The organism is Paracoccus sp. pheM1 (assembly GCF_018499825.1).
In the GTDB taxonomy this organism is placed as follows: Bacteria; Pseudomonadota; Alphaproteobacteria; order Rhodobacterales; family Rhodobacteraceae; genus Paracoccus; species Paracoccus versutus.
The window spans coordinates 802,213-825,613 of the sequence record NZ_JAGXCX010000003.1; the positions used below are offsets into that span (position 1 = coordinate 802,213).

The following is a 23,401-nucleotide window of genomic DNA, read 5'->3' on the forward strand; positions in this document are numbered from 1 at the left end:
ATGTCCCAGAATACCGACAGATCCGCTGAGGAACTGGCCGAGACCCGCGCCGCGATCCGCGAGGGGGTGCGCGCCGTCGCCTCGCGCTTCGACGCCGATTACTGGCTGGCGCGTGACGAGGACGGGGTTTTCCCCCGTGAATACCACCGCGCGATGGCCGATGCCGGCTGGCTGGGCATCACCATGCCCGAGGAATACGGCGGTGCCGGCCTTGGCGTGACCGAAGCCGCGATCATGATGCACGAAGTCGCCAGCCATGGCGGCGGAATGGCCGCGACCTCTTCGGTGCATATCAACCTGTTCGGTCCGCATCCGATCGTCGTCCACGGCACCCATGAACAAAAGTCCGAATGGATCCCGCGGCTGATCGCCGGGTCGGATCAGGTCGCCTTCGGCTTCACCGAGCCCGACGCCGGCCTGAACACCACCCGCATCAAGACCTTCGCCGAAAAGGTGCCGGGCGGCTATCGCGTGCGCGGGCAGAAGGTCTGGACCTCGACCGGCCAAGTCGCCAACAAGATCATGCTGCTGACGCGCACCACGAAATTCGAGGATTCCAGGCGCCCGACCGACGGCATCACCATCTTCTACACCGACCTCGACCGCAGCCGGATCGACGTGCAGCGCATTCCCAAGATGGGGCGCAAGGCGGTGGATTCGAATGCGATCTTCATCGACGACCTCTTCGTGCCGGACGAGCATCGCATCGGCGATGAGGGCAGGGGCTTCAGCTATATCCTCGACAGCCTCAATCCCGAGCGCGTGCTGATCGCGGTCGAGGCCATCGGCATCGGCCAGGACGCGCTGCGCCGGGCGACCCAATACGCCAAGGAGCGCGTGGTCTTCGACCGCCCCATCGGCCAGAACCAGGGCATCCAGCACCCGCTGGCCGAACGCTGGATGTATCTGGAATCGGCCTGGCTGATGGCGATGAAGGCGGCCGAGCTTTACGACGCCGGCAAGCCCTGCGGGGCCGAGGCGAACGCGGCCAAGTTCCTGGGTGCGCGGGCAGGCTATGACGCCTGCGAAAGGGCGATCTTCACCATGGGCGGCTTTGGTTATGCCAAGGAATATCATGTCGAGCGGCTGTTCCGCGAGGTGGCGGTGACGCGCATCGCGCCGATCACCGAACAACTGATCGCCAGCTTCATTGCCGAGAAGGTTCTCGGCCTGCCGAAATCCTATTGAAAGGGCTGTATCAATGACCAAGGCAATGGAAGGCAAGGTCGTCCTGGTAACCGGCGCCGGCCGCGGCGTGGGGCGCGGCATTGCGCTGGACATGGCGCGGGCCGGGGCCGCCGTGGTGGTCAACGATCTGGGCGTGGCCCTGAGCGGCGCCTCGGAAAGCGGCCTGAGCCCCGCGCAAGAGGTCGTGTCCGAGATCGAGGCCCTGGGTGGAGCGGCGATCGCCGATGGCCATTCGGTCGCGGACTGGGAAGGCGCCCAGGCGATGGTGCAATCCGCCATCGACCGCTTCGGCCGTATCGACACGGTGGTCAACAATGCCGGAAACCTGCGCGATGTGCTGTTCCATCGCATGTCGCAAGACGAATTCGATTCGGTGATCGCCGTTCACTTGCAGGGCACGTTCAACGTCAGCCGGGCCGCGGCACCGCATTTCAAGGAACAGGGCTCGGGCGCCTATGTGCACATGACCTCGACCTCGGGCCTGATCGGCAATCTGGGCCAGGCGAACTATACCGCCGCCAAGCTGGGTATTGCCGGGCTGTCCAAGGCCATCGCCATCGACATGCATCGTTTCGGCGTGCGTTCGAACGCGGTCGCGCCCTTCGCCTGGACGCGCATGGTCTCGTCGATCCCGGACGAGACGCCGGAACAGAAGAAGCGGGTCGAGGGGCTCAAGAAGCTGGTGGCGGAAAAGATCGCACCCTTCGTCGTGGCGCTGTCCTCGGACGCGGGCAAGGAGGTCACGGGCCAGATCTTCGGCGTGCGCAACAACGAGATATATCTCTTTTCGCAGCCGCGTCCGATCCGGACTGCACATACTTCGGACGGCTGGACGCCGGAAACCGTGGCCGAACGGGTGTTTCCGATGTTCCGCAGCGACTTTTACCCGCTGCACAAGTCTGGTGATGTCTTCACCTGGGATCCGGTCTGAACAGATCGGAAAGCCCCGGTTCGCTGCGCTCTTCGCGGGGCGCGGCGTTCGTTCAACAAAAGGGGGGATGTATGAACAAGCTTTATCCCAGCGCCGGGTCTGCGCTTGAGGGAGTGTTGCGGGACGGGATGTTGATTGCGGCCGGGGGTTTCGGGCTTTGCGGCATCCCCGAGCTCGCCATCGAGGCGATCCTGCGGGCGGGGACCAGGGACCTGACCATCGCCTCCAACAATTGCGGCGTCGACGGCTTCGGGCTGGGCAAGCTGCTCGACTCGCGCCAGATCCGCAAGATGATCTCCTCCTATGTCGGCGAGAACGCCGAGTTCATGCGGCAATACCTGTCGGGCGAGCTGGAGCTGGAGTTCAACCCGCAGGGCACCCTGGCCGAGCGCATGCGGGCGGGCGGCGCCGGCATCCCCGGCTTCTATACCCGGACCGGCGTCGGCACCGTGGTCGCCGAGGGCAAGGAACACAAGGATTTCGACGGCCAGACCTATATCCTGGAACGCGCCATCGTCGCCGACCTGTCGATCGTCAAGGGCTGGAAGGCGGACGAGACCGGCAACGTGATCTTCCGCAAGACCGCGCGCAACTTCAACGTGCCGGCGGCGAAATGCGGGCGCATCTGCGTCTGCGAGGTCGAGGAGATCGTGCCGACGGGCAGCCTCGATCCCGACGCCATCCACTTGCCGGGGATCTATGTCCACCGCCTGGTCCAGGGCAGCCACGAGAAGCGCATCGAGCAGCGCACGACTCGTTCGCGCGTCTTCGACACGACCCGCAGGAAGGAGACCGCGTGATGGCCGCCGAAATCAAGGGCTGGGATCGGAACCAGATGGCGGCGCGGGCCGCGCGGGAGCTGCAGGACGGCTGGTATGTGAACCTCGGGATCGGCATCCCGACGCTGGTGGCGAACCATATCCCCGAGGGGGTGCATGTGACGCTGCAGTCGGAAAACGGCATGCTGGGCATCGGCCCCTTCCCCTATGAGGGCGAGGAGGACCCGGACCTGATCAACGCCGGCAAGCAGACGGTGACGGAATTGCCGCAGACCGCCTATTTCGACAGCGCCGAGAGCTTCGCGATGATCCGCGGCGGCAAGATCGCCATGGCGATCCTGGGGGCGATGGAGGTGGCCGAGAACGGCGACCTGGCGAACTGGATGATCCCCGGCAAGCTGGTCAAGGGCATGGGCGGGGCGATGGACCTGGTGGCGGGCGTGGGCCGGGTGGTGGTGGTGATGGACCACACATCGAAGCACGGCGAGTCGAAGGTGCTGAAGTCCTGCACGCTGCCGCTGACCGGCCAGGGGGTGGTGGACCGGATCATCACCAACCTGGGGGTGCTGGACGTGGTCGAGGGGGGCTTGCGCATCGTCGAGCTGGCCGATGGCGTCAGCGAGGCCGATCTGCGCGCCGCGACCGAGGCGGCGATCGTCGGGTGACGCCCGCGACGGGAGGGGGCTGTCTGCCCCCTCTTGCGGCAAAGCCGCAATTCACCCCCGAGAGTATTTGCCGAACGGAGAAAGCCGGAACGGCACGCCTCGGGATGGAAAAGCAGGGGAGGTGGCCTTGTGAAGATCGGCGGATTGAAGGAGATTTTTGAGGGGGAGGCTCGGGTCGCCATCACTCCGTCCTCTGCGGGGCATCTGCGCAAGCTGGGGCATGACGTGCATGTCGAGACTGGCGCGGGGGTTCGTGCGGGGTTTTCGGATGCGGCCTACGAGGCGGCGGGCGTCACCGTGCATCCCAATGCCGCGGCGCTGGTCGGGGCGGTGGAGGTGGTGGTCAAGGTCCGGCCGCCGAGCGAGGCCGAGCTGCGGCAGATGCGGCGCGGGCAGACCCTGATCTCGCATTTCTGGCCGGCGCAGAACCCCGACCTCCTGGAGCTGGCGCGCGAACAGGGCGTCACCGCCATCGCCATGGACATGGTGCCGCGCATCAGCCGCGCGCAGAAGATGGACGCGCTGTCCTCGATGGCCAATATCGCCGGCTACCGGGCGGTGATCGAGGCGGCGAACAACTTCGGCCGCTTCTTCACCGGCCAGGTGACGGCGGCGGGCAAGGTGCCGCCGGCCAAGGTGCTGGTGGTGGGCGCGGGCGTCGCCGGGCTTGCCGCCATCGGCGCGGCGGTCAGCCTGGGCGCGCAGGTCCATGCCTTCGACGTGCGCCCCGAGGTGGCCGAGCAGATCGAATCGATGGGCGCGGAATTCGTCTACCTGGACTTCCAGGACCAGGTGCAGGACGGGGCCGCGACCGGCGGCTATGCCGCGCCCTCGAGCCCCGAGTTCCGGGAAAAGCAGCTCGAGAAGTTCCGCGAACTGGCGCCCGGGATGGACATCGTCATCACCACGGCGCTGATCCCCGGCCGCGATGCGCCGAAGCTCTGGACCCGCGACATGGTCGAGGCGATGAAGACCGGCTCGGTCATCGTCGACCTGGCGGCCGAGCGCGGCGGCAATTGCGAGCTGACCGTGCCGGACGAGCGCATCGTCACGGAAAACGGCGTGGTGATCATCGGCTATACCGACTTCCCGTCGAGGATGGGCGCGCAAGCCTCGGAGCTTTACGGCAACAACATCCGCCACATGCTCTCGGACCTGACGCCGGGCAAGGACGGCGTCATCGTGCAGAACATGGAGGACGACGTGATCCGCGGCTCGACCGTCGCCCATGACGGCGACGTGACCTGGCCGCCGCCGCCGCCCAGGGTCGCGGCCATCGCCGCCCAGAAGCCGCGCGAGAAGCCCAGGGAGCCGACCCCCGAGGAGCGGCGCGCGCAGGAGATCGCCGCCTTCCGCGCCCAGACCCGCAGCCAGGTCACGCTGCTCGGCGCGGGCGCGGCGGCGATGCTGCTGGTGGGGCTGTTCGCGCCCGCGAGCTTCCTGTCGCATTTCATCGTCTTCGTGCTGGCGGTCTTCGTCGGTTTCCAGGTGATCTGGAACGTCAGCCATTCGCTGCACACGCCCCTGATGGCGATCACCAACGCGATCTCGTCGATCATCATCGTCGGCGCGCTCCTGCAGATCGGCTCGGGCGGCTGGCTGGTGGTGTTCCTGGCGGCGCTGTCGGTGCTGATGGCGGGCGTCAACATCTTCGGCGGCTTCCTGGTCACGCGCCGGATGCTCGCCATGTTCCAGAAGTCGTAAGGGGAGAGGGCGCATGGAATACGGATTCACCACCGCCGCCTATGTGGTCGCGGCCGTGCTGTTCATCCTGTCCCTGGGCGGGCTTTCCGGCCAGGAAAGCGCCAAGCGCGCGGTCTGGTACGGCATCGCGGCCATGGCGCTGGCGGTGGTCGCGACGCTGATCGGGCCGGGCTACGGCAACTGGGGGCTGACGCTGGTCATGCTGGCCATCGGCGGCGCCATCGGCTGGGTCGTGGCCAAACGGGTGCAGATGACCGAGATGCCGCAGCTGGTCGCGGCCATGCACAGCCTGGTCGGCCTGGCCGCGGTGCTGATCGGCTTCAACGCCCAGTTCGAGCTCTCGCGGGTGCTGCGCGCCCGCGCCGCCGACGCGGCGGCCGAGTTCCACGGCTTCGCCGCGGTGCTGGCGCACAAGACCCCGGCCGAGATCGCCATGCTCAAGGTCGAGGTGGCGCTGGGGATCTTCATCGGCGCGGTGACCTTCACCGGCTCGATCGTGGCCTTCGGCAAGCTGGCCGGCAAGATCGACGGCAAGCCCAGGAAGCTGCCGGGCGGGCACATGCTGAACGCGGGGGCGGCGGCGCTGTCGCTCTTGTCGGTGATCCTTTACTGCACCGCCGGGGCGCCGGTGCTGTGGCTGGTGCTGATCACGCTGCTGGCCTTCTTCATCGGCTATCACCTGATCATGGGCATCGGCGGCGCCGACATGCCGGTGGTGGTGTCGATGCTGAACAGCTATTCCGGCTGGGCGGCGGCGGCGATCGGCTTCACCCTGGGCAACGACCTGTTGATCGTGGTCGGCGCGCTGGTCGGCTCGTCCGGTGCGATCCTGAGCTACATCATGTGCAAGGCGATGAACCGCAACTTCGTCAGCGTGATCCTGGGCGGCTTCGGCGGCGAGGCGGGCCCGGCGATGGAGATCGAGGGCGAGCAGGTGGCGATCGACGCCGACGGCGTGGCGGCGGCGCTGAACGAGGCGGACGAGATCGTCATCGTGCCGGGCTACGGCATGGCGGTGGCGCAGGCGCAGCAATCGGTCAGCGAGCTGACGCGCAAGCTGCGGGCGCGCGGCAAGAACGTGCGCTTTGCCATCCACCCGGTGGCGGGGCGCCTGCCGGGGCACATGAACGTGCTTCTGGCCGAGGCCAAGGTGCCCTACGACATCGTGCTGGAGATGGACGAGATCAACGAGGATTTCCCCTCGACCGACGTGGCGATCGTGATCGGCTCGAACGACATCGTGAACCCGGCGGCGCAGGAGGATCCGAACTCGCCGATCGCGGGCATGCCGGTGCTGGAGGTGTGGAAGGCCAAGCAGGTGTTCGTCTCCAAGCGCGGCCAGGGCACCGGCTATTCGGGCATCGAGAACCCGCTGTTCTACAAGGAAAACACCCGCATGTTCTACGGCGACGCCAAGAAATCCATCGACCAGCTCCTGCCCATGATCGAGTGAGCGGCCGCGAAGCCTAATTTTCCGCCCCGCCACCAGCCAGCCAGGGAGGCCGAGCCATGTCCGAAATTGAACGCGAGTCGATGGAATACGACGTTGTGATCGTCGGCGGCGGCCCGGCGGGGCTGTCGGCGGCGATCCGGCTCAAGCAGGTGAACCCGGACCTCGGCGTCGTGCTGCTGGAGAAGGGCTCGGAGATCGGCGCGCATATCCTCTCGGGCGCGGTGCTCGACACCGCCGGCCTCGACAAGCTGATCCCGGACTGGAAGGACAAGGGCGCCCCGGTCAGCACCGAAGTCACCCAGGACAATTTCTACATCCTCGGCCCGCAGGGCCAGGTCCGGGTGCCGAACTGGCCGATGCCGCCCCTGATGTCGAACCACGGCAAGTATATCGTCAGCATGGGCAATGTCTGCCGCTGGCTCGCCGAGCAGGCCGAGGCGCTGGAGGTCGAGATCTTCCCCGGCATGGCCTGCTCGCAGCTGGTCTACGAGGGCGACCGCGTCGCGGGCGTCGTCGCCGGCGAGATGGGGCTCGACGCCGACGGCACCCCCGGCCCGAGCTACGAGCCCGGCATGGAGCTGCGCGGCAAATACGTGCTGATCGCCGAGGGCGTGAGGGGCTCGCTGGCGAAAGAACTCATCCAGAAATACGACCTCTCCGCCGGCCATGAGCCGCAGAAATTCGGCCTCGGCATGAAGGAGATCTGGGAGATCGACCCCGCCAAGGCCCGCCCCGGCACCGTCACCCACACCATGGGCTGGCCCTTGGGCAAGAACGCCGGCGGCGGGTCGTTCATCTATCACCTCGAGGGCAACCAGGTGCTGGTCGGCTTCGTCGTCCACCTGAACTATGCCAACCCCTACCTCTATCCCTACATGGAGTTCCAGCGCTTCAAGCACCATCCCATGGTCGCCGAACTCCTGGAGGGCGGCAAGCGCGTGGCTTACGGCGCCCGCGCCATCTCCGAGGGCGGCTGGCAATCGATCCCGAAGCTGGCGGTGCCCGGCGCGGCGCTCTTGGGCTGCTCGGCCGGGCTGGTGAACGTGCCGCGCATCAAGGGCAACCACAACGCCATGCTGTCCGGGATCGCCGCGGCCGAGGCGGCGGCCGCCGCCATCGCCGCCGGCCGCGCGGGCGACGAGCTCACGGACTACGAGGCCGACCTGCGCTCGGGCCCCATCGCCCGCGACCTCAAGCCGGTCAGGAACGTCAAGCCGCTCTGGTCGAAGCTGGGGCTGTGGCCGTCGCTGGCGCTCGGCGGCTTCGACATGTGGGTGGCGAACCTGACCGGCTGGAACCCGCTCGGCACCTGGAAGCACGGCAAGACGGATGCGCAGGCCACCGGCAAGGCCGCCGATTTCCAGCCCATCGACTATCCCAGGCCGGACGGCAAGCTCTCGTTCGACCGGCTCACCAACGTGGCGTTTTCCTTTACCAACCACGAGGAAAGCCAGCCCTGCCACCTGAAGCTGAAGGACCCCGCGATCCCGATCGCGGTGAACCTGCCGCTCTATGCCGAGCCGGCGCAGCGCTACTGCCCGGCCGGGGTCTACGAGGTGCTCGAGGACGCCGCCAATCAGAACGGGGGCGGCCCGCGCTTCCAGATCAACTTCCAGAACTGCGTGCACTGCAAGACCTGCGACATCAAGGATCCCAGCCAGAACATCAACTGGACAACCCCCCAAGGCGGCGACGGGCCGAATTACCCGAATATGTGACAAGGCAGAGGCGCGCCGCGTCGGGTGCGGTCGGCCATCCGCGGATTTTGCGCCCGGCATGCCCGGCCGAACGTCAAAAAACCCTCCTCCCTCTCCTAAAGGCTGGGCCGCACGTCGGCGAATCGTCCTAGCCTTCATCAGCTAGATGACATTCCGCATGCGTCCATAAGGGCACCCAGCCCGGCACCGCGAAGTCCAGAGGCTTCGCCCCGTGTCCGGCCGCATGCTGCACCGGCACATCAGGGAGGAGGGCACGGATGCTGCAAACGGCCATTGTCGAGGACAGAAGGGACCATCCCAGCCGCGAATGGATCGAGGTCTTGCGCCGCGCCTATCCGACCGAGGCCGAATTGGACCGGATGCTGACGCGCAAGATGCTGCGCCGGATGGAGCCGTCCCAGCCGGGCCGTTATTCGATGCACGAACTCGGCTGCGCATTGCACCGCTTTTTCGATGCCCAGCTCGACGGTCCCTATGAGATTTCGGATCTGCGCTGGCTCATGGGTGGGGCGTCGAAGATCCAGCTTGCCTTCACCCTGGACTGGTCGGAGGCCGGCGTCGCGCAGCGGCGGCGGCTGGTCATGCGGATGGAGCCCGAGGAATCGCTCAACTCGACCAGCCGGTTGCGCGAACAGCAGATCTTCACCTTTTTCCGCGGCATCTTGCCGGTGCCGAGGGTTTTCTGGCTGGATGCGGACGGCACCTGGCTGCCGCAGGCCGCGATAATCTATGAATGGCTGCCCGGAGTTTCCACCCCCAGCCGCAAGGAGCGCCGCGTCGCGGGGATCGGACAAAGCTTTCAGCCGGAACTGCGCCAGAAGCTGGGCCCGCAGTTTCTGGAGGCGCTGGTCCGCATTCACACCGCCGACTATCGCCAAGGGGATCTGAGCGCGTTCCAGGTGCCTGCCGAGAACAGCACCGAATCCGCCCTGCTGCATCTGAACCGTGTCCTGCGCATCTGGGAAGAGGATCGCGGTTTCGAGTTTCCGGTCTTCGACCTGGCGATAAGCTGGCTGCGGCGCAACATGCCGGTACTGGATCGCCCCAGCATCCTGCACGGCGATTTTCGCGCCGGCAATTTCCTGTTCGATGAGGCAACCGGGCAGATTACCGCCTGGCTCGACTTCGAGCGCGGCTATATCGGCGACCGGCATCGCGACCTGGCCTGGACCACGTTGTCGAGCTATGGGAACCTGGCCGAGGACGGCAAGACCTTCCTGGTCTCGGGCCTGGTGCCGCTGGACGAGTTTCTGTCCTCGTATGAACGGCTTTCGGGACTGAGCATCGACCCGATGCGGTTGAAATACTATCGCGTTTTCAATTCCCTGCAGAACATCCTTGCTGCGCTGGCCTCGGCCTGGCGCGTCGTCCGGCTGGGCAAGACCCATCAGGACGTTCTGGTCGCCATGCTCGAAGGAATAGGCCATGCGCAGGCCGACGAGATCTGCTGCCTGCTAGAGGAGGATTTCTGATGCCCAACACTCTTGGCAATACGCTGCAGGCCTGTGTCCGCGGGCTTGAACAGATGATCGTGCCCGCGATCGACCCGGCCAATCCGCTGGCGCTTGAACAGGCGGCGCTGATCGCAAAGACGATCCGCTTCACCATCGCGCGCCTGCCCCATGTCATCGCCCGCTCGCGCCAGGAGATGCGCCTTTACCAGGAGATGGCCGAGAACCTGGTGCCCGACATGGCTGTGGTTGCCCCGGCGGAATTGCCCGCCCTGCGGGACGAGATCGCCCGCGCCGACGCGCTGTGGCACGACCCCCATGCCGGGCTGGAACGGATCGACGCTTGTGCCGAAGCCCTGGCCGGACGGATCGCGGCGCTGGTCCGGTCGTGCCGCGACGACGACAGCGCGGCGGCGCGCAGGATCGAGCGCGCGGTGCTGCGCCACAGCCCAGGGATCAACCGGCTGAACCGCTCATGGCATGTCCTGTCGGGGTTCGAGACCCGGCCGGAGGAGATCCCCTCGCTGCCGACCCTTTTCCCGCACAGCGAATGACACCCTGAACGAGGTTTTGCAATGAACGCTCCCCATCCTCCGATCACGCCGCAGACGCTGGATTTCCAGGCGCCCGCCGACGCAGACCATCACTGGATCGAGACGATGCTGATCCCCTTCGTGCTGCCGGAGGAGGGGATCTACGGCCTGATCTATCTGTATGTCCGGCCCGCGCTGGAGGTGATGACGAACCAGATCATTATCTGCGGGGCGCTGTCGGACAGCCGCGGCGACCTGCTGCATTATGCCGACAACCAGCAGCTGCCTGCCATCTCGACCTTCCGCGACTTTACCACGCCGCTGGGGCTTTCGGTCCGATTTACCCGCGGGGTGCGGGATTTTCGGGTCGATTATGTCGGCCGGGACGGCACCGAGTTCCACTTTGACTGGACCGGCCTGATGGACCCGTTCGACATCCACAACCCCGCCCACAGCCCGCAAGCCGGAAAGGCTCGCGACATCCATGCCGACATCGAGCCGGGGCAGGCCCATCGGGCCGGGCATTTCGACGCGACGGGGCACGTGTCCGGGACGTTGAAGCTGCGCGGCAATACCTATCGCATCGATTGCATCGAGCGGATGGACCACAGCTGGGGGCCGCGCGACGCCACCGTGATCCGGCCGACCTATATCGTCTCGGCGACATTTTCCCGCGACCTGTTCTTTCACATGATCTGTCCCTGGGATCCCGCGGCCACGGCGGGAGAGCAGCTTCGCCTCAGCCACGGCTATGTCTGCGAGGGCGGCGAGGTCTTCGGGCTGACGGATGTGGCCCGGATCGAGGCGCAGCATTTCGGCAATATCACCGTCGGGCTGCAGATGCAGGTCACGGACACCCGCGGCAAGACTTGGGATCTTGTCGCCTCGCCCAATGTGGGCGCGCCCTGGTACGGCTTTCCCAGTGCGGTGACCTATCTCTCGCTGATGCGGTTCTTCATGGACGGGCAGCGCGGCTACGGCATCGTCATGGCCAATCACAACATGGGCTGGCTGAACGAAACCCGCGGCCGGTTTCTGAACGATCCCTGCCCGCGAATTCTAGCCTGACACAAATCAACAAACGGCGCGGCACAGCGCGTGCCGGGCCCTTCAGGGAGGAGAAACATGACAATCCAGACTTCCGCCATGGCGATGCCCGACCAGTCCGAGAGGATGACGCCGGAAAGCCGTCGGGCGATATTCTCAGCCAGCTTCGGCACATTCGTCGAATATTACGATTTCATCGTCTACGGCTTTCTCGCCACCATCTTGGCGGGGCTGTTCTTTCCAGGCGACGATCCGGTGACAAGCCTGCTGATCACCTTCGGCGCCTATGCCGTCAGCTATTTCGTCCGCCCGCTGGGGGCGATCCTCATCAGTCCGATCGGAGACATCTACGGGCGAAAGGCCCTGCTTCTGGTCGTCATCGCGCTGATGACCTTGCCGACGGCGGCCATCGGGCTGCTGCCGACCTATCATCAGATCGGTATCCTGGCGCCGATCCTGCTGACCCTGTGCCGGGTGCTGCAGGGCCTGTCGGCCGGCGCTGAATATGGCGGCGCCTCGGCTTTGGTGGTCGAATATGCCCCGGCCCGCCAGCGCGGCTATTATTCGGGCTACCTGACCCTGACGATTTCGCTTGCGATGGCGGTGGGGATGGGTTTGGGCCTGTTCATCACCAAGATGACATCGACCGAGGTGATGCAGAGCTGGGGCTGGCGCGTGCCCTTCCTGCTGGCCCTGCCGCTTGGGCTGATCGGACTCTACATCCGGCTGCAACTCGAGGAAACGCCGGTCTTCCAGAAGGTGGCGCAAAAGGCGCATGACAAGAAGAAGACTCCGCTGCGCACGACGGTCCAACGCGACTGGCGCGCGGTGCTGCTGGGCATGAGCGTGGGTGCCACCCATGTCATCACCGCGTCGATCCTGTTCTTGTTCGTCCCGACCCACCTGATCCGCAATCTCGGCTATCCGCCTGCGACGGCGATGTCGATTGCGCTGTGCGGGCTTCTGGTCTGGTCGCTGTTCATGCTGCCGATGGCGGCGCTGACGGACAGGTGGGGGCGCAAGCCGGTGGCGTGGCTGGGTAGCCTGGGCCTGATGGCGTTGTATTACCCGGTCTATCTGGCCTTCGGCGTCGGCCCGATGGCCTCCTATGTCGCGATCATGGTCGCGGCTCCGTTCGCCTCGATGGCCTCGGCCTCGCTCGGGCCGATGTTCGCCGAAATGTTCAAGACCGACAACCGCTCGACAGGGATAAACCTGGGCTGGCAGTTCTCCACGCTGATCTTCGGTGGCCCGGCGCCCATGATCGCGATGTGGCTGATCGGACGCAGCGGCAATACGAACGCGCCGGCGCTGTTCGCCATGTCCTGCATCTGCTTTACGCTGTTCGCGCTGTGCTTCATTCGGGAAACCAAGGGGATAGACCTCAGCCGGATGTGACCGTCCTCGCTAGCCGGCCGACTAGCCGCGGCAGGCCGTCCGAACCCGGCGGCCTGTTTCGTCACCCCCGAACGCCTGCCCGCCGAAAGCAGAACACCCCCTGTTGCCAGGGGGTGTTCGGGCATCGGTGCGGTTGCGGTCAGACCCAGATCTTGGGGCACAGTTCCTCGGTCAGGCGGCCCTTTTTGGCGTTGAGCCAGGGCAGCGAGTAATTGGCCAGCACGACGCCATAGCCCTCTCGCCCGTCCATGAAGAAATTCATCAGCCCGTTGTAGGTGATGGCGCTGGGATAGGGCATCCACGGTGCGCCCAGATTGGGCGAGGCGTTCATGCGGTAGGATTTGCCCCGCACGTCCTTGACCGTCATCTGCAGCCCGACGCAGGGCAGGCCCAGATGCTGCGACGTCATCTGAAGCTCGCTGGTCAGGCCGTGGACCTGGCCGCCCTCGCAGACATAGCCATGGGTCAGCTGGAACTGGTTCGCCTTGGGCAGGTCGGGATTCCACGGACAGATCATGTGAAAGAACAGGTCCTTACCGAAGGTGGCGGAAACGATATACATGTTCTTGATGATCGTGGGGTTGCGCGGCCCCCAGCTATGGTCCATCCGCTCGATGCTGTCCACGGTGTAGGTCTTGCCGCGGATGGTCAGCGTGCCTGTGGCATGGCCGGTCAGGTCGTAATGCCCGGCCTTGTGGCTTTGCCCGACCGAAATGTCGGCATGCATGTCCTCGACCTGCGCGGCTTGCGGGCTGTGGTTGGGGTCGTGGATGTCGAAGGGGTCCATCAACCCTTTCCAGTCGACGTGGAACGCGGTTCCGTCGTCCCCTTTGTAATCCAGCGTGAAATCGCGCGGTGCATTGGTGAACCTGACGCGCAGCCCGATGTCGGAGCCGAAGTCGGTCAGGCGCTGCGGTGCGGGCAAATGCTGGTTGTCCTGATAGTGCAGCAGGTCCGAGCGGTTGTCGGACAGCGACCCGCAGATCCAGACCTGATTGGCCATGACGCCCAGTCCCGGCCGGACGCAGACATAGACCAGGCAATAGATGTTCGCCTCGCGCGCGATGAAGGGGATCAGCAGCGTTTCGACCCAGGCCGGGCTAGCGTCGGTCCCGTTCTGGAAATCGACCATTTGCGGTGTGATCATGGATATGTCCTTGGTTGAGGGAAGGAAATCAGGGCTTCGGCGCGGCCAGCAGGATGTCCAGCGGCGGAAGATGGGCCGTGTCGTCGAATCCGGTGGGGGCGAACCATGCACGATGCAGGTCGATCAGCGCTCCCTGGCTGTCGATGGCGATCCGCTCGACCTGGCGCGCGGCGGGGTCGTCGCGCGGTCCACAGGCGCCGACCGCGGTGCCGATAAGGCTGGCGATTGCGGCGGCACTGCGGTTCAGCGCATCGGTCGTGGCCGCGGGATCGGCCAACAGGTGCCCGGCGGCGCCCGTCTCGGCCTCCAGCCTGTCGGCAACGGTAGGGTCCAGGGCGCGCAGCGGGCCGGCCACGGCCAAGGCCGCGGACCTGTTCAGTTCAAGTTCCTTGCGCGCCTTGGGATGCAGCAGGGTGGCGCGGGCGCGCAACAGCCCCAGCATGCGCAGGACCAGCTGCGCCTGTTCCACCGCCAGCGGGTTCGCCTCGTCGATGGCTGGAAGGATCATGTCCTCCAACGCGCGCTGACAGGCCAGGAAAGCATTGTCGATGGTGTCGGGCATCAGAGTTCCTCCAGCAGAAGACGGCGCAACTCCTGCGCCTGGCTGTAACCCACACCCTCGACCCAGGCGATCAGCACGTCCTGGTGGGTTTTCCCCAAATGGACGATGCGCCAGGCCGAACACAGCGCCGTGGTGATGATCTGGTAGCAGTTGAAGATGCGGTAATAGCGCAGCCTTGCCGGATCGACTGGCAAGCCGGTGCGGCGTTCATATTCGTGGTAGAATTCATCCAGCGGGATCAGGCCGCTGACCAGAAAGGTCTTGCCGTCCTCGGCCAGGTTCCCGAAGGAGCTGGTGGTCGTCCATGCCAGATCGCGGTGGCGGTCGCCGATATGGCCACGCTCCCAGTCCAGCCAGGCGGTGATCCGGCGCGAGCCTTCGTCGAACAGGAAATTGCCCGCCCGGAAATCGCCGTGCAGGATGGTCGCATGGTCCAGCACCGGCAGGTTGCGTTCTAGCCAGTTGCCTGCTGCGTCGAACAGGGGGAAGCTGAAGTGGTGGTCCTCGTGCCAGACGCGACGCACCCGGTTCAGTTGCAACAGCGCGCTTTCCGTGGTGCCAAGTTCCGGCCGGTGAAAGGCCTCCAGCCCGACGGCCGCGGGATCGGCGGTGTGGATGCGCGCCAGGGCATCCATGAACTGGGGCGCAAGTTCTTGCCGCAGCTTGGTGGAAAACCGCTGGCCAATGCCGCTAACGCGGTTTTCCTGATCCGTGGGCCTGGTCACGCCCGAAGCGCGGTCGTAGATGATCGCGGGTTCGGGGAACCAGCGCGCATCGTCGTCCAGCCAGCGCACTTTCGGGACTGGTAGCTTGTCCTGAAAAAAATCCAGCAGCTGGACCTCGCGCAGGCGGCTGGTGGTATTGATCGACTCGGCCGGCTCCATCCGCATCACCAGATCAAGCTGCTCGGTCCCGCCGCCGTCGGCAGGCCGGTCCAGCGTGAAGGCGACCTGGATTTTCGAGGCGCCGCCAGCCATCCAGCGCGGATTGCCGATGCGTTGGCCAGGACCGCCGTGATCCTCAAGGAATCGTTCCAGACAGCCTACCAGCGCGTCCAGGGAATAGGCGGCCGGGTTGCGGGGCTGGGCGCGCTTGCGCATCTTGCGGGTCAGCATCCGGTCGAGTTCGGCTTCGACCGGGAAAAGCCTGCGGGACCGGGCGATGAAATCCTCGGTCGGGGCGTCACGTATGTCGGACGGGTCTTGTGTTGGAACGGTCATGGGCCTCTCTCGGACTGGGCTGGTTGCAAATGAAGACGCCGGGGACTTCCCGTGGATTCCGGCGTGCCGATGGGGTCGAAAGCCAAGCTAGCGCCGTTCCCCCCGCGCCCGCCCCCGCCCAGAGGAGGGGGTGGACGAATTATTCTTGGCGCTAGAATCATCCCACCGGCCGCCGGGGAGGGCGGGCGCGCACCCCGAAGGGAGGAGATGCAGAAGATGGACGGACCGCTCCAGTTCCCATCCGTATTTGACACCACTCCGAAGCTGGTCGATGGCACCAAGCAGCATGCAGGCAGTCGGATGGAACTGGCACGGTTGCTGGCCGAGTTGTCTGCCCGCGCGGTCGCCACGCCCTGCGGTCTGCCCGCGCTGACTTGGCTCTGCGCCATACCGGGTTCGGGCAAGACCTTGCTGCTGGCCCGGCTGTTCCGCCAGTTGCAGGACGCTGGCGAGACCGTCGTCTGGATCGGGCTGCGCGAAGCGGGCACTCCGGCAAGCCAGATCACCCTGAGGCTGGATTCCGAATGTGCGGCCGGCAGCCAGCGCCGCTTCATTCTGATCGACAATCTGGACCATTGCCCCGAGGCAACCGGGGGCAGGTTCATCGACGATCTTCTGGTGATGCTGGGCAGCCAGGACCGGCTGGTCGTGGCCAGCGCCAGCCGGTTGTCCTTCAGCGAGATCGAATTGCGCATCCGCGACCAGCTTCTGCTGCTCGACGACGGGCATTTCCGGTTGGATGCCGCCGAGATCGAGGCCGGGCTGCCGCCGGATGTGGTCGCGCGCATCGGTCCCGGCGGCCTTGCACGGGTCGCCGGGGCGTCCTCGGGGTGGCTGATCGCCGCGCGGCTGATCGGTTTGCAGCTGCGTCAGAAATCCTGCCCGGAACTGTATCTGGACGATCTGGACCAGCTGCTGAACGACCTGGACCCGTGGATCGAGCGCAACGTGCTTGATCCTCTTTCACCCGAACAGCAGCTGCTGCTGTGCCAGCTGGCGCAGTTCCGCAGCTTCGATACCCATCAGGCGGACTGGGTTTTCGACGATCCGCAGACCGGGGCGCGGCTGGCCTCGGTGGTTGCGCAGCTTCCCGGTCTGTTCATGTCGCCGGGGCAGGATGGTCGCCGCCGCCTGCACGAACCGCTGCATAGCCATCTGCGCCGCGTGGCCCAAAGGCGGCTGGCTCCGCCCGCCCGCGACCGGCTGCGGCAACGCCTGATCCAGTGGTGCATCAGCTTCGGGGAATGGCAGGACGGGCTGCATTACGCGATTGAGGCTGGGGACTGGACCGCGCTGGCCACCATCCTTGACTGCGGCGGTGAAAAGCTGGTGCTGCGTCTTGGCGACACCGAGACCTATGTCGCTGCGGTCCAGGCGCTCATCGCCGCCGGACAGCGGCCTTCCGCTGGCATCATGCGGCTTTATGCGTTCTGCCAGACCTTCCGCCTGCATGACATCCACCGTGCGACCTGGGATCAGGTTCTTGCCGCATCTCCGGGGGGCGATCTGGATGTTCCGACGCCCGAGGCGATCTGCAGACTGTTCTGGCACAATGACGACGAAGCCTTGCATCGGACCATCGGGCAATGGCTGGCCTCGGCCGGGCACAAGGAGCCGTTTGAAATCGTCTGGGTCCGCCATATCCAGGCGGCCGCCCTGATGCGAACCTATCAATTCGCCCTTGCGCGGGCCGCCCTGATCGAGACCGTGCCGCTGCTAGAAAAGATGAAGCTGCCGTTTCTCAGCAGCATGGACGACGCCATCCATTGCGCGCTTCTGCTTTACGAGGGGAATTGCCGCGAAAGCGACCGGCGCGCGTCGCTGGCGCTGGATCATGCGCGCCAGCTTCTGGCCGAGGATGCGATGATCGTGGACGTCTTCGCCGCCTTTTGCGCGAAATGCGCCATCGAGGCGGGACGGGACGATCGGGCGCGCGATTTCCTGCCGCAGGTGATGCGGCTGCTGACGCGGCACGAAAGCCTTGGCGCCAGCGCCTGCGCGACGGATGTGGCGCTGCATTTGTGGGACGGCAAGGAGCCTGCTGTGCTGGAGGAGGTCCGGCGCGCGATCGGCGCGCATACGCCCCGGCTGACCGTGACCTTCGACTGCTACCTGATCCGGCGGCTGTTGCGGCAGGGGGATGTCTCCGGGGCATTGCGGCAGGCGTCGCTGGCAGGGCTGGACCCGGTGCGGGCCAGCATCATCCTGCCCTCGGGCACGCGCGCGCATGACGAAAGAAACCTGATCGTAATGACATCGCTGGAATTGCTGATCGCCATGGACGACTGGGATTCCGCCCTGCCGCTGCTGGCCGCTCACAAGGAGCGCGCAAGATGCAATGGCCGGATCGGCCGGCTGGTGCAATACGAGTTGCTGGAGCTGGTCCGCGCGGTGAAACTGGGCGACGAACGTCAAGCGAACCGGATGCTGATTTCGGCCATCCGGCATGCCCATGCGCGTGAAATCTGGCGTCCGTTCCTTGAACACCGGCAGACGCTGCTATGTCTGTCGAACCGCGCGCCCATCGGGACGGCCTGGTTCACTGTGCGTTCCGAGCAGCAATTCTTCCTGCGCCTCGTGGAACGGCTGGGGCTTGCGACCTCCGAGGGTCGGGCGGCGCCCGAGGATCTGGCTTCTGAAGCGCTGACCGGCAGCGAAAAGCGCATGCTTGCGATGGTCGGGCAGGGTTTGTCCAATCCGCAGATTGCCCGGCTCGAGGGGATCTCGGACAAGACGGTTAAATGGCATCTGCGCAATGTCTATCGCAAGCTCGGCGCCACCAATCGCACCATGGCCCTGCGCTTCGCCAGGGAAGCCGGGGTGATCGACCCCTGAGCCCTGCCGGTCGTGGCCGGCCGCGGCTGGAGGGCAGCGCGTGGGGGCTTAGCGTTGCCGCGTCTCCTGCCAGACGCTATAGGCGCCTGAGGCGATGATGATCGACGCGCCCCCCAGCGTCCAGAAATCCGGGAGCTGGTCAAAGATCAGAACGCCCCACAGCACGCTCCAGATCATCAGCGTGTATTGAACCGGGGCAAGCGTCGCGGCTTCGGCCAAAGCAAACCCCCGGATTAGGGTAAGCTCGGCGCAACCTGCCGTGAATGCGATGCCCAGGAACATCAGCAAATCCCGCAAGCTGCCTGGTGCGGCACCGACAAAGGCCAAGGCGGTGGTCAGCGAAAGCGTCGTGATCAGGCTGGACCAGGCAATCGTGGTGCGGATGGGATCTGCACCGGCCAGAAGGCGCGACAGGATCTGTCGCAGCGCATAGGCCACGGCGCAAAGCAGGACCAGCAGCGTTGCCGGATGGGCGACACCCGCTCCGGGGCGGAGCACGATGAGCGTGCCGACCAGCCCGATCCCGACAGCGCACCAGCGTGCCAAGCTGACCTGTTCCTTCAGCAGGAAAGGGGCAAGCGCGGTGATCAGCAGCGGAGCGACGAAAGTGACGGCCGTTGCATCTGCCAGGGGAAGATAGCGCAACGCGGCGACGAAGGAGACGGTCGAGACGATCGAAGTCGCCCCCCGCAGGATCTGCAATCCAGGGCGGCGGGAATGCAATGTCGACGACAGCCCATTCGTCCCCAGCACGCCAAGGGTTCCGACGAAAAGGCCCGCTTGCCGCGCCCAAGCCACCTGCACCGGATGATAGCTGGTCGAGATCTGCTTGGTCATCACATCGCAAAGTGAAAACAGGAAGAAGGTCAGCATCACCCAATAGAAGCCGCGCACTTGTTGCTGGGGCCTGCACGGCGGGCTCGCAGGCCCGTTCATGGGGAAGCTCATCTGGGCCTGCCTTCTGCCGGAGAATGGATGCATGGGCGCAGGCCCCTTGCCAGTTATCGCAAGGCCTGTGCGGGAACGGATGCCGGATGCGTGCTTGTCGGGACAGCAAAGCGGCATGGATAAGTTATATACGCATGAATACTATTTGCTAGACCATTAAATTTGGAAGCCGGCCCATTCGCCCAGGCGGGTCAGTCCAGAAAGCGCCGGCGCAATGCGGCAAACGCGGCTTCATCAAGTCCGATCCTTTGCCGCAGATAGGTTTCGGGCGATCCGATGCTGGCGAGGAACGCGTCCAGATAAGCCGTTTCGACCTGAAGTATCGGCCGCAGCGCCGGATTGTCCATCGCCGACAGATGCGGGTGGCGCAGGCGAACGCTTGCGGCGATGTCGGGATAGGCATCGTTGCTGAGTAGATAGTCGTCGTTGATTGCTTCGTGTCCGACGCCAAGCGCACTCAGCAGCAGCGCCACCATGGCTCCGGTGCGATCCTTGCCCACCGCGCAATGGATATAGATCGGCCCCTCGCTGGTCAGCAGATCGGCGAAAACAGCCTCGAACGTCGACTGGAACGTCTTGTGGAATTCGCCATAGATTGCCAGCATCGCCGTGCGGTTGCCTTCGGCTCGGGCGGTTCCCTCGCGCACCATTCGAATAGGCGCGGCAAGATCGATGTCATGGTGGCGGACCGGATGGCGCAATCCCAGCCCGCGCAGGGCCGAGGGGCGCTCGGCCTCTTCGCGCCGGTTGCGCAGGTCGTAGACCGTCGTTACGCGATGGTTCTTCACGAGTCCGGCCGACGCGGGGTCGATGACTGCGCCGCCGCGAAAGATCATTCCCGGCCGGATCCCGCGGCCTTCGTGACCCCGAAGACCCGAAACTTCACGGAAGTTCAACAACATCGCGATATCCTTTCTGGAAGCTGGATCGACATGAGCCTGGCTGCGAGATGTGAGGCCCGAAGAGCCGCGGCCCGCGCTGCCTCGGGTCCGACCATCGCGGGGGCTAAGCATCCTGCATGAAGCGCCGCACTGCCGACGTCCGGTTCACGACATCCAGCTTGCGAAATACATTCTTAAGGTGCCATTTGACCGTATTCTCGCTAAGGCCAAGCAATCTTGCGATCACTGCATTGCTCATGCCGCTGCTGACCAATTGCATCAGTTCGTGTTCGCGTTCGCTGAGAGCGCCAAGGGGAACGCAACCACCCTCGGGCTGCAGGACCGACGAACCTTCGTCCAGCCCAAGCAGATCCAGAACCCGGCCGACGAAGACCCTTTCCCCGCGCATGGGAAAGCAGCTTTCCAGCGGCTGCCCCAACCTGCCGACAAGCGCCGCAATGACAGCGCGGTGATTCTGGAACGGCTGGAGGATGCCGCACCGCCCGGCCTGCCGCAGCGCGGCCAGAAGATGGCGCAAAGCGTCGGGTTGCCGGCCGGTCTGGAAACTGATCGACATGATCATCAGCTCAAGCCGGACGCATCGCAGCATCCGGCCCTCGTGCTTTGCCCGGCGCAACTCCCGCTCGGCCAGTTTCAGCGATCCTGCATGGTCGCCCCGGCCGTGCAGCACCTCGATCGAGGTCATGACGAGCAGGTCGCGGAAACGGGCGGGCTGTTCGTCGCGATGGCCGCGCAGAGCCGCCTTGCGCACGTCCAGGTCGATTTCGCGCGCCACCGCTTCGGCATCCTGCACCCGCCCGAGTTGGACCAGCCGCCGGGCCACCAGACACCGGAAGGTCAGCGCCAGACGCGGGGCATAGGTGCCGATCAGCGCTTCAAGCCGCTGGAAGGACGAGGCCGTTTCATCGCCGTTCCAATAGGCGATGGCCGTTTCCACGGCATAGGCGCTGGATCCGACGGTGCCGTGACGATCCATGCTGCGCAGGCCGCGCTCCAGCCAGGCCCGCGCGACCAGATGGTCGCCCTGCTCGAACGCGCATTTCGAGCCGATCGAACAGATCGTGTCGCAAATCTCGGCCTCTGGTCCCATGCTTTGTTCGGCTGCGACCAGCGTGGCGTCGATGATCTGGCGCGCCTTGGACAGGTTGCCTTCATAGACGAAGACGGTGCCGCGGATCAGATCGCACCAGGCCGTCAGATAGGGAGAGCCGGCTTCGCGGATCATTGGTGCGGCTTTGCGCAGGCATTCGCGCGCCTCGGCAAAGCGATAGGCCATCAGGTGATGGACAGCCAGGATTGACAGCACCCACCCTCGGTCGAACGGGTTCTGGGCCGTAGGCGCATTCAGCCACGCCTGGGCATGGCGCCCCGCCGCCGGGATGTCGTCGGCCAGAAAGGCGAAGGCTACCGACAGATGCGCCAGCCGGTGCGAGAAATCGGCATGGCCGGGGTCGGTCGCGTCCAGCAAGTCCGTCAGCCGCCGCCGCTGCGTGTCCGCCGAGGCGTGGCGCAGGTGGAACGACAGCGCAAAGGCATACCAATATCGGGCTTCGATCCCCAGCGATATACCTTGCGCCAGTAGGCCGTCCACGACCTGCATATAGGCTTGCAGGCGCCCCTGACCCTGAACCAACCGCGGTGCCGCCTGCTCTAGAACGGCGTTGATGAAGCTGTGGTCCCGAGATTTGACGGCCGCATCGATGGCTGTCAGCCAAGCGCCTTGCCGCATTGACCATTGGGCCATGCGGCGGTGGCATTCCTGACGCCGCACGGCGGGTATCTGCTGTTCGGCCTCGGACCGAAGCCGGTCCAGGAACAGAGTGTGAAACCGATAGGTTCGCTCATGCGCCGAGATGGGAATGATGAACATGCCCGCGTCCAGCAGCATGGACAGGTGCTGAGACGCATCGGCGATGCCCGCGACCTCGGCCATCTGCGCGGCGCTGAAATGGGGAAACAGCGAGGCATGGCGCAGAAAGTCCTGCGTCCGGGCCGGGATCGCCCCCAGCACATGATGGTCGAACCAGGACCGCAGATCCGGGGCATCGCCCGAAAACGAGTTGGCCACGGTGGTGCTGTCCGGCGCGTGGTCGAGCAGCAGCCGGCCCAGCCGCAGTCCGGCGGCCCAGCCCTCGGTCCTGGCGATCAGCGTGTTCAGCGTCGTGGCCTCGACCGGACCCAGCCCTTCCTGCAGGATCTGGCGGGCCTCATCCTCAGTCAGCGCCAGATCGGCCGTGCCATGGGACCACAGGCGGTTGTTCAGTCGCGCGGCCGTCAGGTCGCTGCCGGTCGGGCGGTTTGCGGTGACCAGCAGATGCACGCCCGCGGGTGCGGTCTGGGCCAGTTCCGCGAGGAAATCCGGGCCATCGCCGGAATTGGGATTGCCGGTGCAGTAATCGACGTTGTCGATGCAGATCAGGAACGGGCGGGGCAGCCGTTCCAGCAGATAGGCCAGATACGAGGGACAGGATTGCTCGATTCCGGCGTCAGCCGAGGTCGGAGAGCCCCTTGCATCGGCGACGGCACGATCAAGACGCGCGATCAGATGCGTGGAAAGCGCCCAGGAGCCGGTATTCGCCCGGTTGATTCCCAGCCACAGCCCTGGGCGTTTCAACTCCTCGACCCAGTGCTGATAGACCTGACTTGCGGCAACGGTCTTTCCCCAACCGTTCGGGGCGACGATCAGGTCGATCATCGCGGCCCTGGCGTCGGTCGTGGCCAGCCGCTGCAGGATGGCCGAGACCAGGCATGTCCTGACCGGCTTGAAATGAAACATCAGCGGCGCCGCCGCGAACAGGCCGTTCGGGGATTCGATCCGGGGCAGCACAGGCTCTGCCTCGGTCATGGCCATTATGGATTCGGCTTTCATCCGCGCCTCCCCTCGCGTTCTGGCTGCAAATGTATGCTAGCGAATTATGTG

The 23,401-nt window shown here is 65.3% G+C and carries 18 protein-coding genes; 12 read left to right on the plus strand and 6 right to left on the minus strand.

Going from position 1 to position 23,401, the window contains the following annotated elements:
- The 11 genes from KF941_RS26615 (at position 1) to KF941_RS26665 (ending at position 12,867) form a co-directional block, all read left to right on the plus strand.
- Positions 1 to 1,188: an acyl-CoA dehydrogenase family protein gene (locus KF941_RS26615; protein ID WP_214275082.1), complete on the plus strand. Its 1,188-nt coding sequence runs from the start codon at positions 1 to 3 to the stop codon at positions 1,186 to 1,188.
- A gap of 13 nt (positions 1,189 to 1,201) precedes the next feature.
- The gene (locus tag KF941_RS26620; RefSeq protein WP_214275083.1) at positions 1,202 to 2,119 is read left to right on the plus strand and encodes an SDR family NAD(P)-dependent oxidoreductase; all 918 of its coding nucleotides are present in this window, start codon (positions 1,202 to 1,204) and stop codon (positions 2,117 to 2,119) included.
- Positions 2,120 to 2,190: 71 nt separating this feature from the next.
- The gene (locus KF941_RS26625) at positions 2,191 to 2,919 is read left to right on the plus strand and encodes a CoA transferase subunit A (protein WP_214275084.1); all 729 of its coding nucleotides are present in this window, start codon (positions 2,191 to 2,193) and stop codon (positions 2,917 to 2,919) included.
- Entirely contained in the window at positions 2,919 to 3,563 is a 645-nt protein-coding gene (locus KF941_RS26630) for a 3-oxoacid CoA-transferase subunit B (RefSeq protein ID WP_072464098.1), read from the plus strand. Before KF941_RS26625 ends, KF941_RS26630 begins: the two co-directional genes overlap by 1 nt.
- Positions 3,564 to 3,692: 129 nt before the next feature.
- Entirely contained in the window at positions 3,693 to 5,267 is a 1,575-nt protein-coding gene (locus KF941_RS26635; protein WP_214275085.1) for a Re/Si-specific NAD(P)(+) transhydrogenase subunit alpha, read from the plus strand.
- A 13-nt stretch (positions 5,268 to 5,280) separates the two neighbouring features.
- Positions 5,281 to 6,720, plus strand: a complete 1,440-nt coding sequence (locus KF941_RS26640) for an NAD(P)(+) transhydrogenase (Re/Si-specific) subunit beta (RefSeq protein ID WP_116220911.1) — start codon at positions 5,281 to 5,283, stop codon at positions 6,718 to 6,720.
- A 56-nt stretch (positions 6,721 to 6,776) separates the two neighbouring features.
- A complete protein-coding gene (locus KF941_RS26645) occupies positions 6,777 to 8,438 on the plus strand; it encodes an electron transfer flavoprotein-ubiquinone oxidoreductase (protein WP_214275086.1) in 1,662 nt (553 codons plus the stop codon).
- Between the two features lie 257 nt (positions 8,439 to 8,695).
- Entirely contained in the window at positions 8,696 to 9,910 is a 1,215-nt protein-coding gene (locus KF941_RS26650; protein ID WP_214275087.1) for a phosphotransferase family protein, read from the plus strand.
- The gene (locus tag KF941_RS26655; protein WP_214275088.1) at positions 9,910 to 10,443 is read left to right on the plus strand and encodes a hypothetical protein; all 534 of its coding nucleotides are present in this window, start codon (positions 9,910 to 9,912) and stop codon (positions 10,441 to 10,443) included. Before KF941_RS26650 ends, KF941_RS26655 begins: the two co-directional genes overlap by 1 nt.
- A 21-nt stretch (positions 10,444 to 10,464) precedes the next feature.
- The gene (locus KF941_RS26660) at positions 10,465 to 11,490 is read left to right on the plus strand and encodes a hypothetical protein (protein WP_214275089.1); all 1,026 of its coding nucleotides are present in this window, start codon (positions 10,465 to 10,467) and stop codon (positions 11,488 to 11,490) included.
- A gap of 57 nt (positions 11,491 to 11,547) precedes the next feature.
- Positions 11,548 to 12,867 carry an MFS transporter gene (locus KF941_RS26665; protein WP_214275090.1) on the plus strand — a complete coding sequence of 440 codons (1,320 nt, stop codon included), beginning with the start codon at positions 11,548 to 11,550 and terminating at the stop codon, positions 12,865 to 12,867.
- A 139-nt stretch (positions 12,868 to 13,006) separates the two neighbouring features.
- Here KF941_RS26665 and KF941_RS26670 read toward each other — a convergent pair whose 3' ends face one another.
- Genes KF941_RS26670 through KF941_RS26680 form a run of 3 tightly spaced genes read right to left on the minus strand, consistent with a single transcriptional unit; the run spans position 13,007 to position 15,796 of the window.
- Positions 13,007 to 14,014, minus strand: a complete 1,008-nt coding sequence (locus KF941_RS26670) for a hypothetical protein (RefSeq protein WP_214275091.1) — start codon at positions 14,012 to 14,014, stop codon at positions 13,007 to 13,009.
- A gap of 28 nt (positions 14,015 to 14,042) precedes the next feature.
- On the minus strand, positions 14,043 to 14,576 hold the full coding sequence (locus KF941_RS26675; RefSeq protein WP_214275092.1) for a hypothetical protein: 534 nt from the start codon (positions 14,574 to 14,576) through the stop codon (positions 14,043 to 14,045).
- Positions 14,576 to 15,796 (minus strand): phosphotransferase family protein, encoded by a 1,221-nt coding sequence (locus tag KF941_RS26680; protein ID WP_240540639.1) that lies wholly within the window; start codon positions 15,794 to 15,796, stop codon positions 14,576 to 14,578. Before KF941_RS26680 ends, KF941_RS26675 begins: the two co-directional genes overlap by 1 nt.
- A 216-nt stretch (positions 15,797 to 16,012) precedes the next feature.
- On the opposite strand from KF941_RS26680, the gene KF941_RS26685 reads away from it, so the two are divergent.
- On the plus strand, positions 16,013 to 18,631 hold the full coding sequence (locus tag KF941_RS26685) for a LuxR C-terminal-related transcriptional regulator (protein ID WP_214275093.1): 2,619 nt from the start codon (positions 16,013 to 16,015) through the stop codon (positions 18,629 to 18,631).
- A 48-nt stretch (positions 18,632 to 18,679) separates the two neighbouring features.
- Here KF941_RS26685 and KF941_RS26690 read toward each other — a convergent pair whose 3' ends face one another.
- The 3 genes from KF941_RS26690 to KF941_RS26700 all read right to left on the minus strand — a co-directional run bounded on the left by KF941_RS26690 (position 18,680) and on the right by KF941_RS26700 (position 23,350).
- Entirely contained in the window at positions 18,680 to 19,579 is a 900-nt protein-coding gene (locus tag KF941_RS26690) for a DMT family transporter (RefSeq protein ID WP_214275094.1), read from the minus strand.
- Between the two features lie 191 nt (positions 19,580 to 19,770).
- A complete protein-coding gene (locus KF941_RS26695; RefSeq protein ID WP_214275095.1) occupies positions 19,771 to 20,481 on the minus strand; it encodes a tyrosine-protein phosphatase in 711 nt (236 codons plus the stop codon).
- A gap of 103 nt (positions 20,482 to 20,584) precedes the next feature.
- Complete coding sequence (locus tag KF941_RS26700) at positions 20,585 to 23,350, minus strand: LuxR C-terminal-related transcriptional regulator (RefSeq protein ID WP_214275096.1); 2,766 nt, start codon at positions 23,348 to 23,350, stop codon at positions 20,585 to 20,587.
- Between the last annotated feature and the right edge of the window lie 51 nt (positions 23,351 to 23,401).

Coding starts and splice junctions, on each gene's coding strand:
- KF941_RS26615 (WP_214275082.1), top strand. CDS start 1: ATGTCCCAGAATACCGACAGATCCGCTGAGGAACTGGCCGAGACCCGC.
- KF941_RS26620 (WP_214275083.1), top strand. CDS start 1,202: ATGACCAAGGCAATGGAAGGCAAGGTCGTCCTGGTAACCGGCGCCGGC.
- KF941_RS26625 (WP_214275084.1), top strand. CDS start 2,191: ATGAACAAGCTTTATCCCAGCGCCGGGTCTGCGCTTGAGGGAGTGTTG.
- KF941_RS26630 (WP_072464098.1), top strand. CDS start 2,919: ATGGCCGCCGAAATCAAGGGCTGGGATCGGAACCAGATGGCGGCGCGG.
- KF941_RS26640 (WP_116220911.1), top strand. CDS start 5,281: ATGGAATACGGATTCACCACCGCCGCCTATGTGGTCGCGGCCGTGCTG.
- KF941_RS26645 (WP_214275086.1), top strand. CDS start 6,777: ATGTCCGAAATTGAACGCGAGTCGATGGAATACGACGTTGTGATCGTC.
- KF941_RS26650 (WP_214275087.1), top strand. CDS start 8,696: ATGCTGCAAACGGCCATTGTCGAGGACAGAAGGGACCATCCCAGCCGC.
- KF941_RS26655 (WP_214275088.1), top strand. CDS start 9,910: ATGCCCAACACTCTTGGCAATACGCTGCAGGCCTGTGTCCGCGGGCTT.
- KF941_RS26660 (WP_214275089.1), top strand. CDS start 10,465: ATGAACGCTCCCCATCCTCCGATCACGCCGCAGACGCTGGATTTCCAG.
- KF941_RS26665 (WP_214275090.1), top strand. CDS start 11,548: ATGACAATCCAGACTTCCGCCATGGCGATGCCCGACCAGTCCGAGAGG.
- KF941_RS26670 (WP_214275091.1), bottom strand. CDS start 14,014: ATGATCACACCGCAAATGGTCGATTTCCAGAACGGGACCGACGCTAGC.
- KF941_RS26675 (WP_214275092.1), bottom strand. CDS start 14,576: ATGCCCGACACCATCGACAATGCTTTCCTGGCCTGTCAGCGCGCGTTG.
- KF941_RS26680 (WP_240540639.1), bottom strand. CDS start 15,796: ATGACCGTTCCAACACAAGACCCGTCCGACATACGTGACGCCCCGACC.
- KF941_RS26685 (WP_214275093.1), top strand. CDS start 16,013: ATGGACGGACCGCTCCAGTTCCCATCCGTATTTGACACCACTCCGAAG.
- KF941_RS26690 (WP_214275094.1), bottom strand. CDS start 19,579: ATGAGCTTCCCCATGAACGGGCCTGCGAGCCCGCCGTGCAGGCCCCAG.
- KF941_RS26695 (WP_214275095.1), bottom strand. CDS start 20,481: ATGTTGTTGAACTTCCGTGAAGTTTCGGGTCTTCGGGGTCACGAAGGC.
- KF941_RS26700 (WP_214275096.1), bottom strand. CDS start 23,350: ATGAAAGCCGAATCCATAATGGCCATGACCGAGGCAGAGCCTGTGCTG.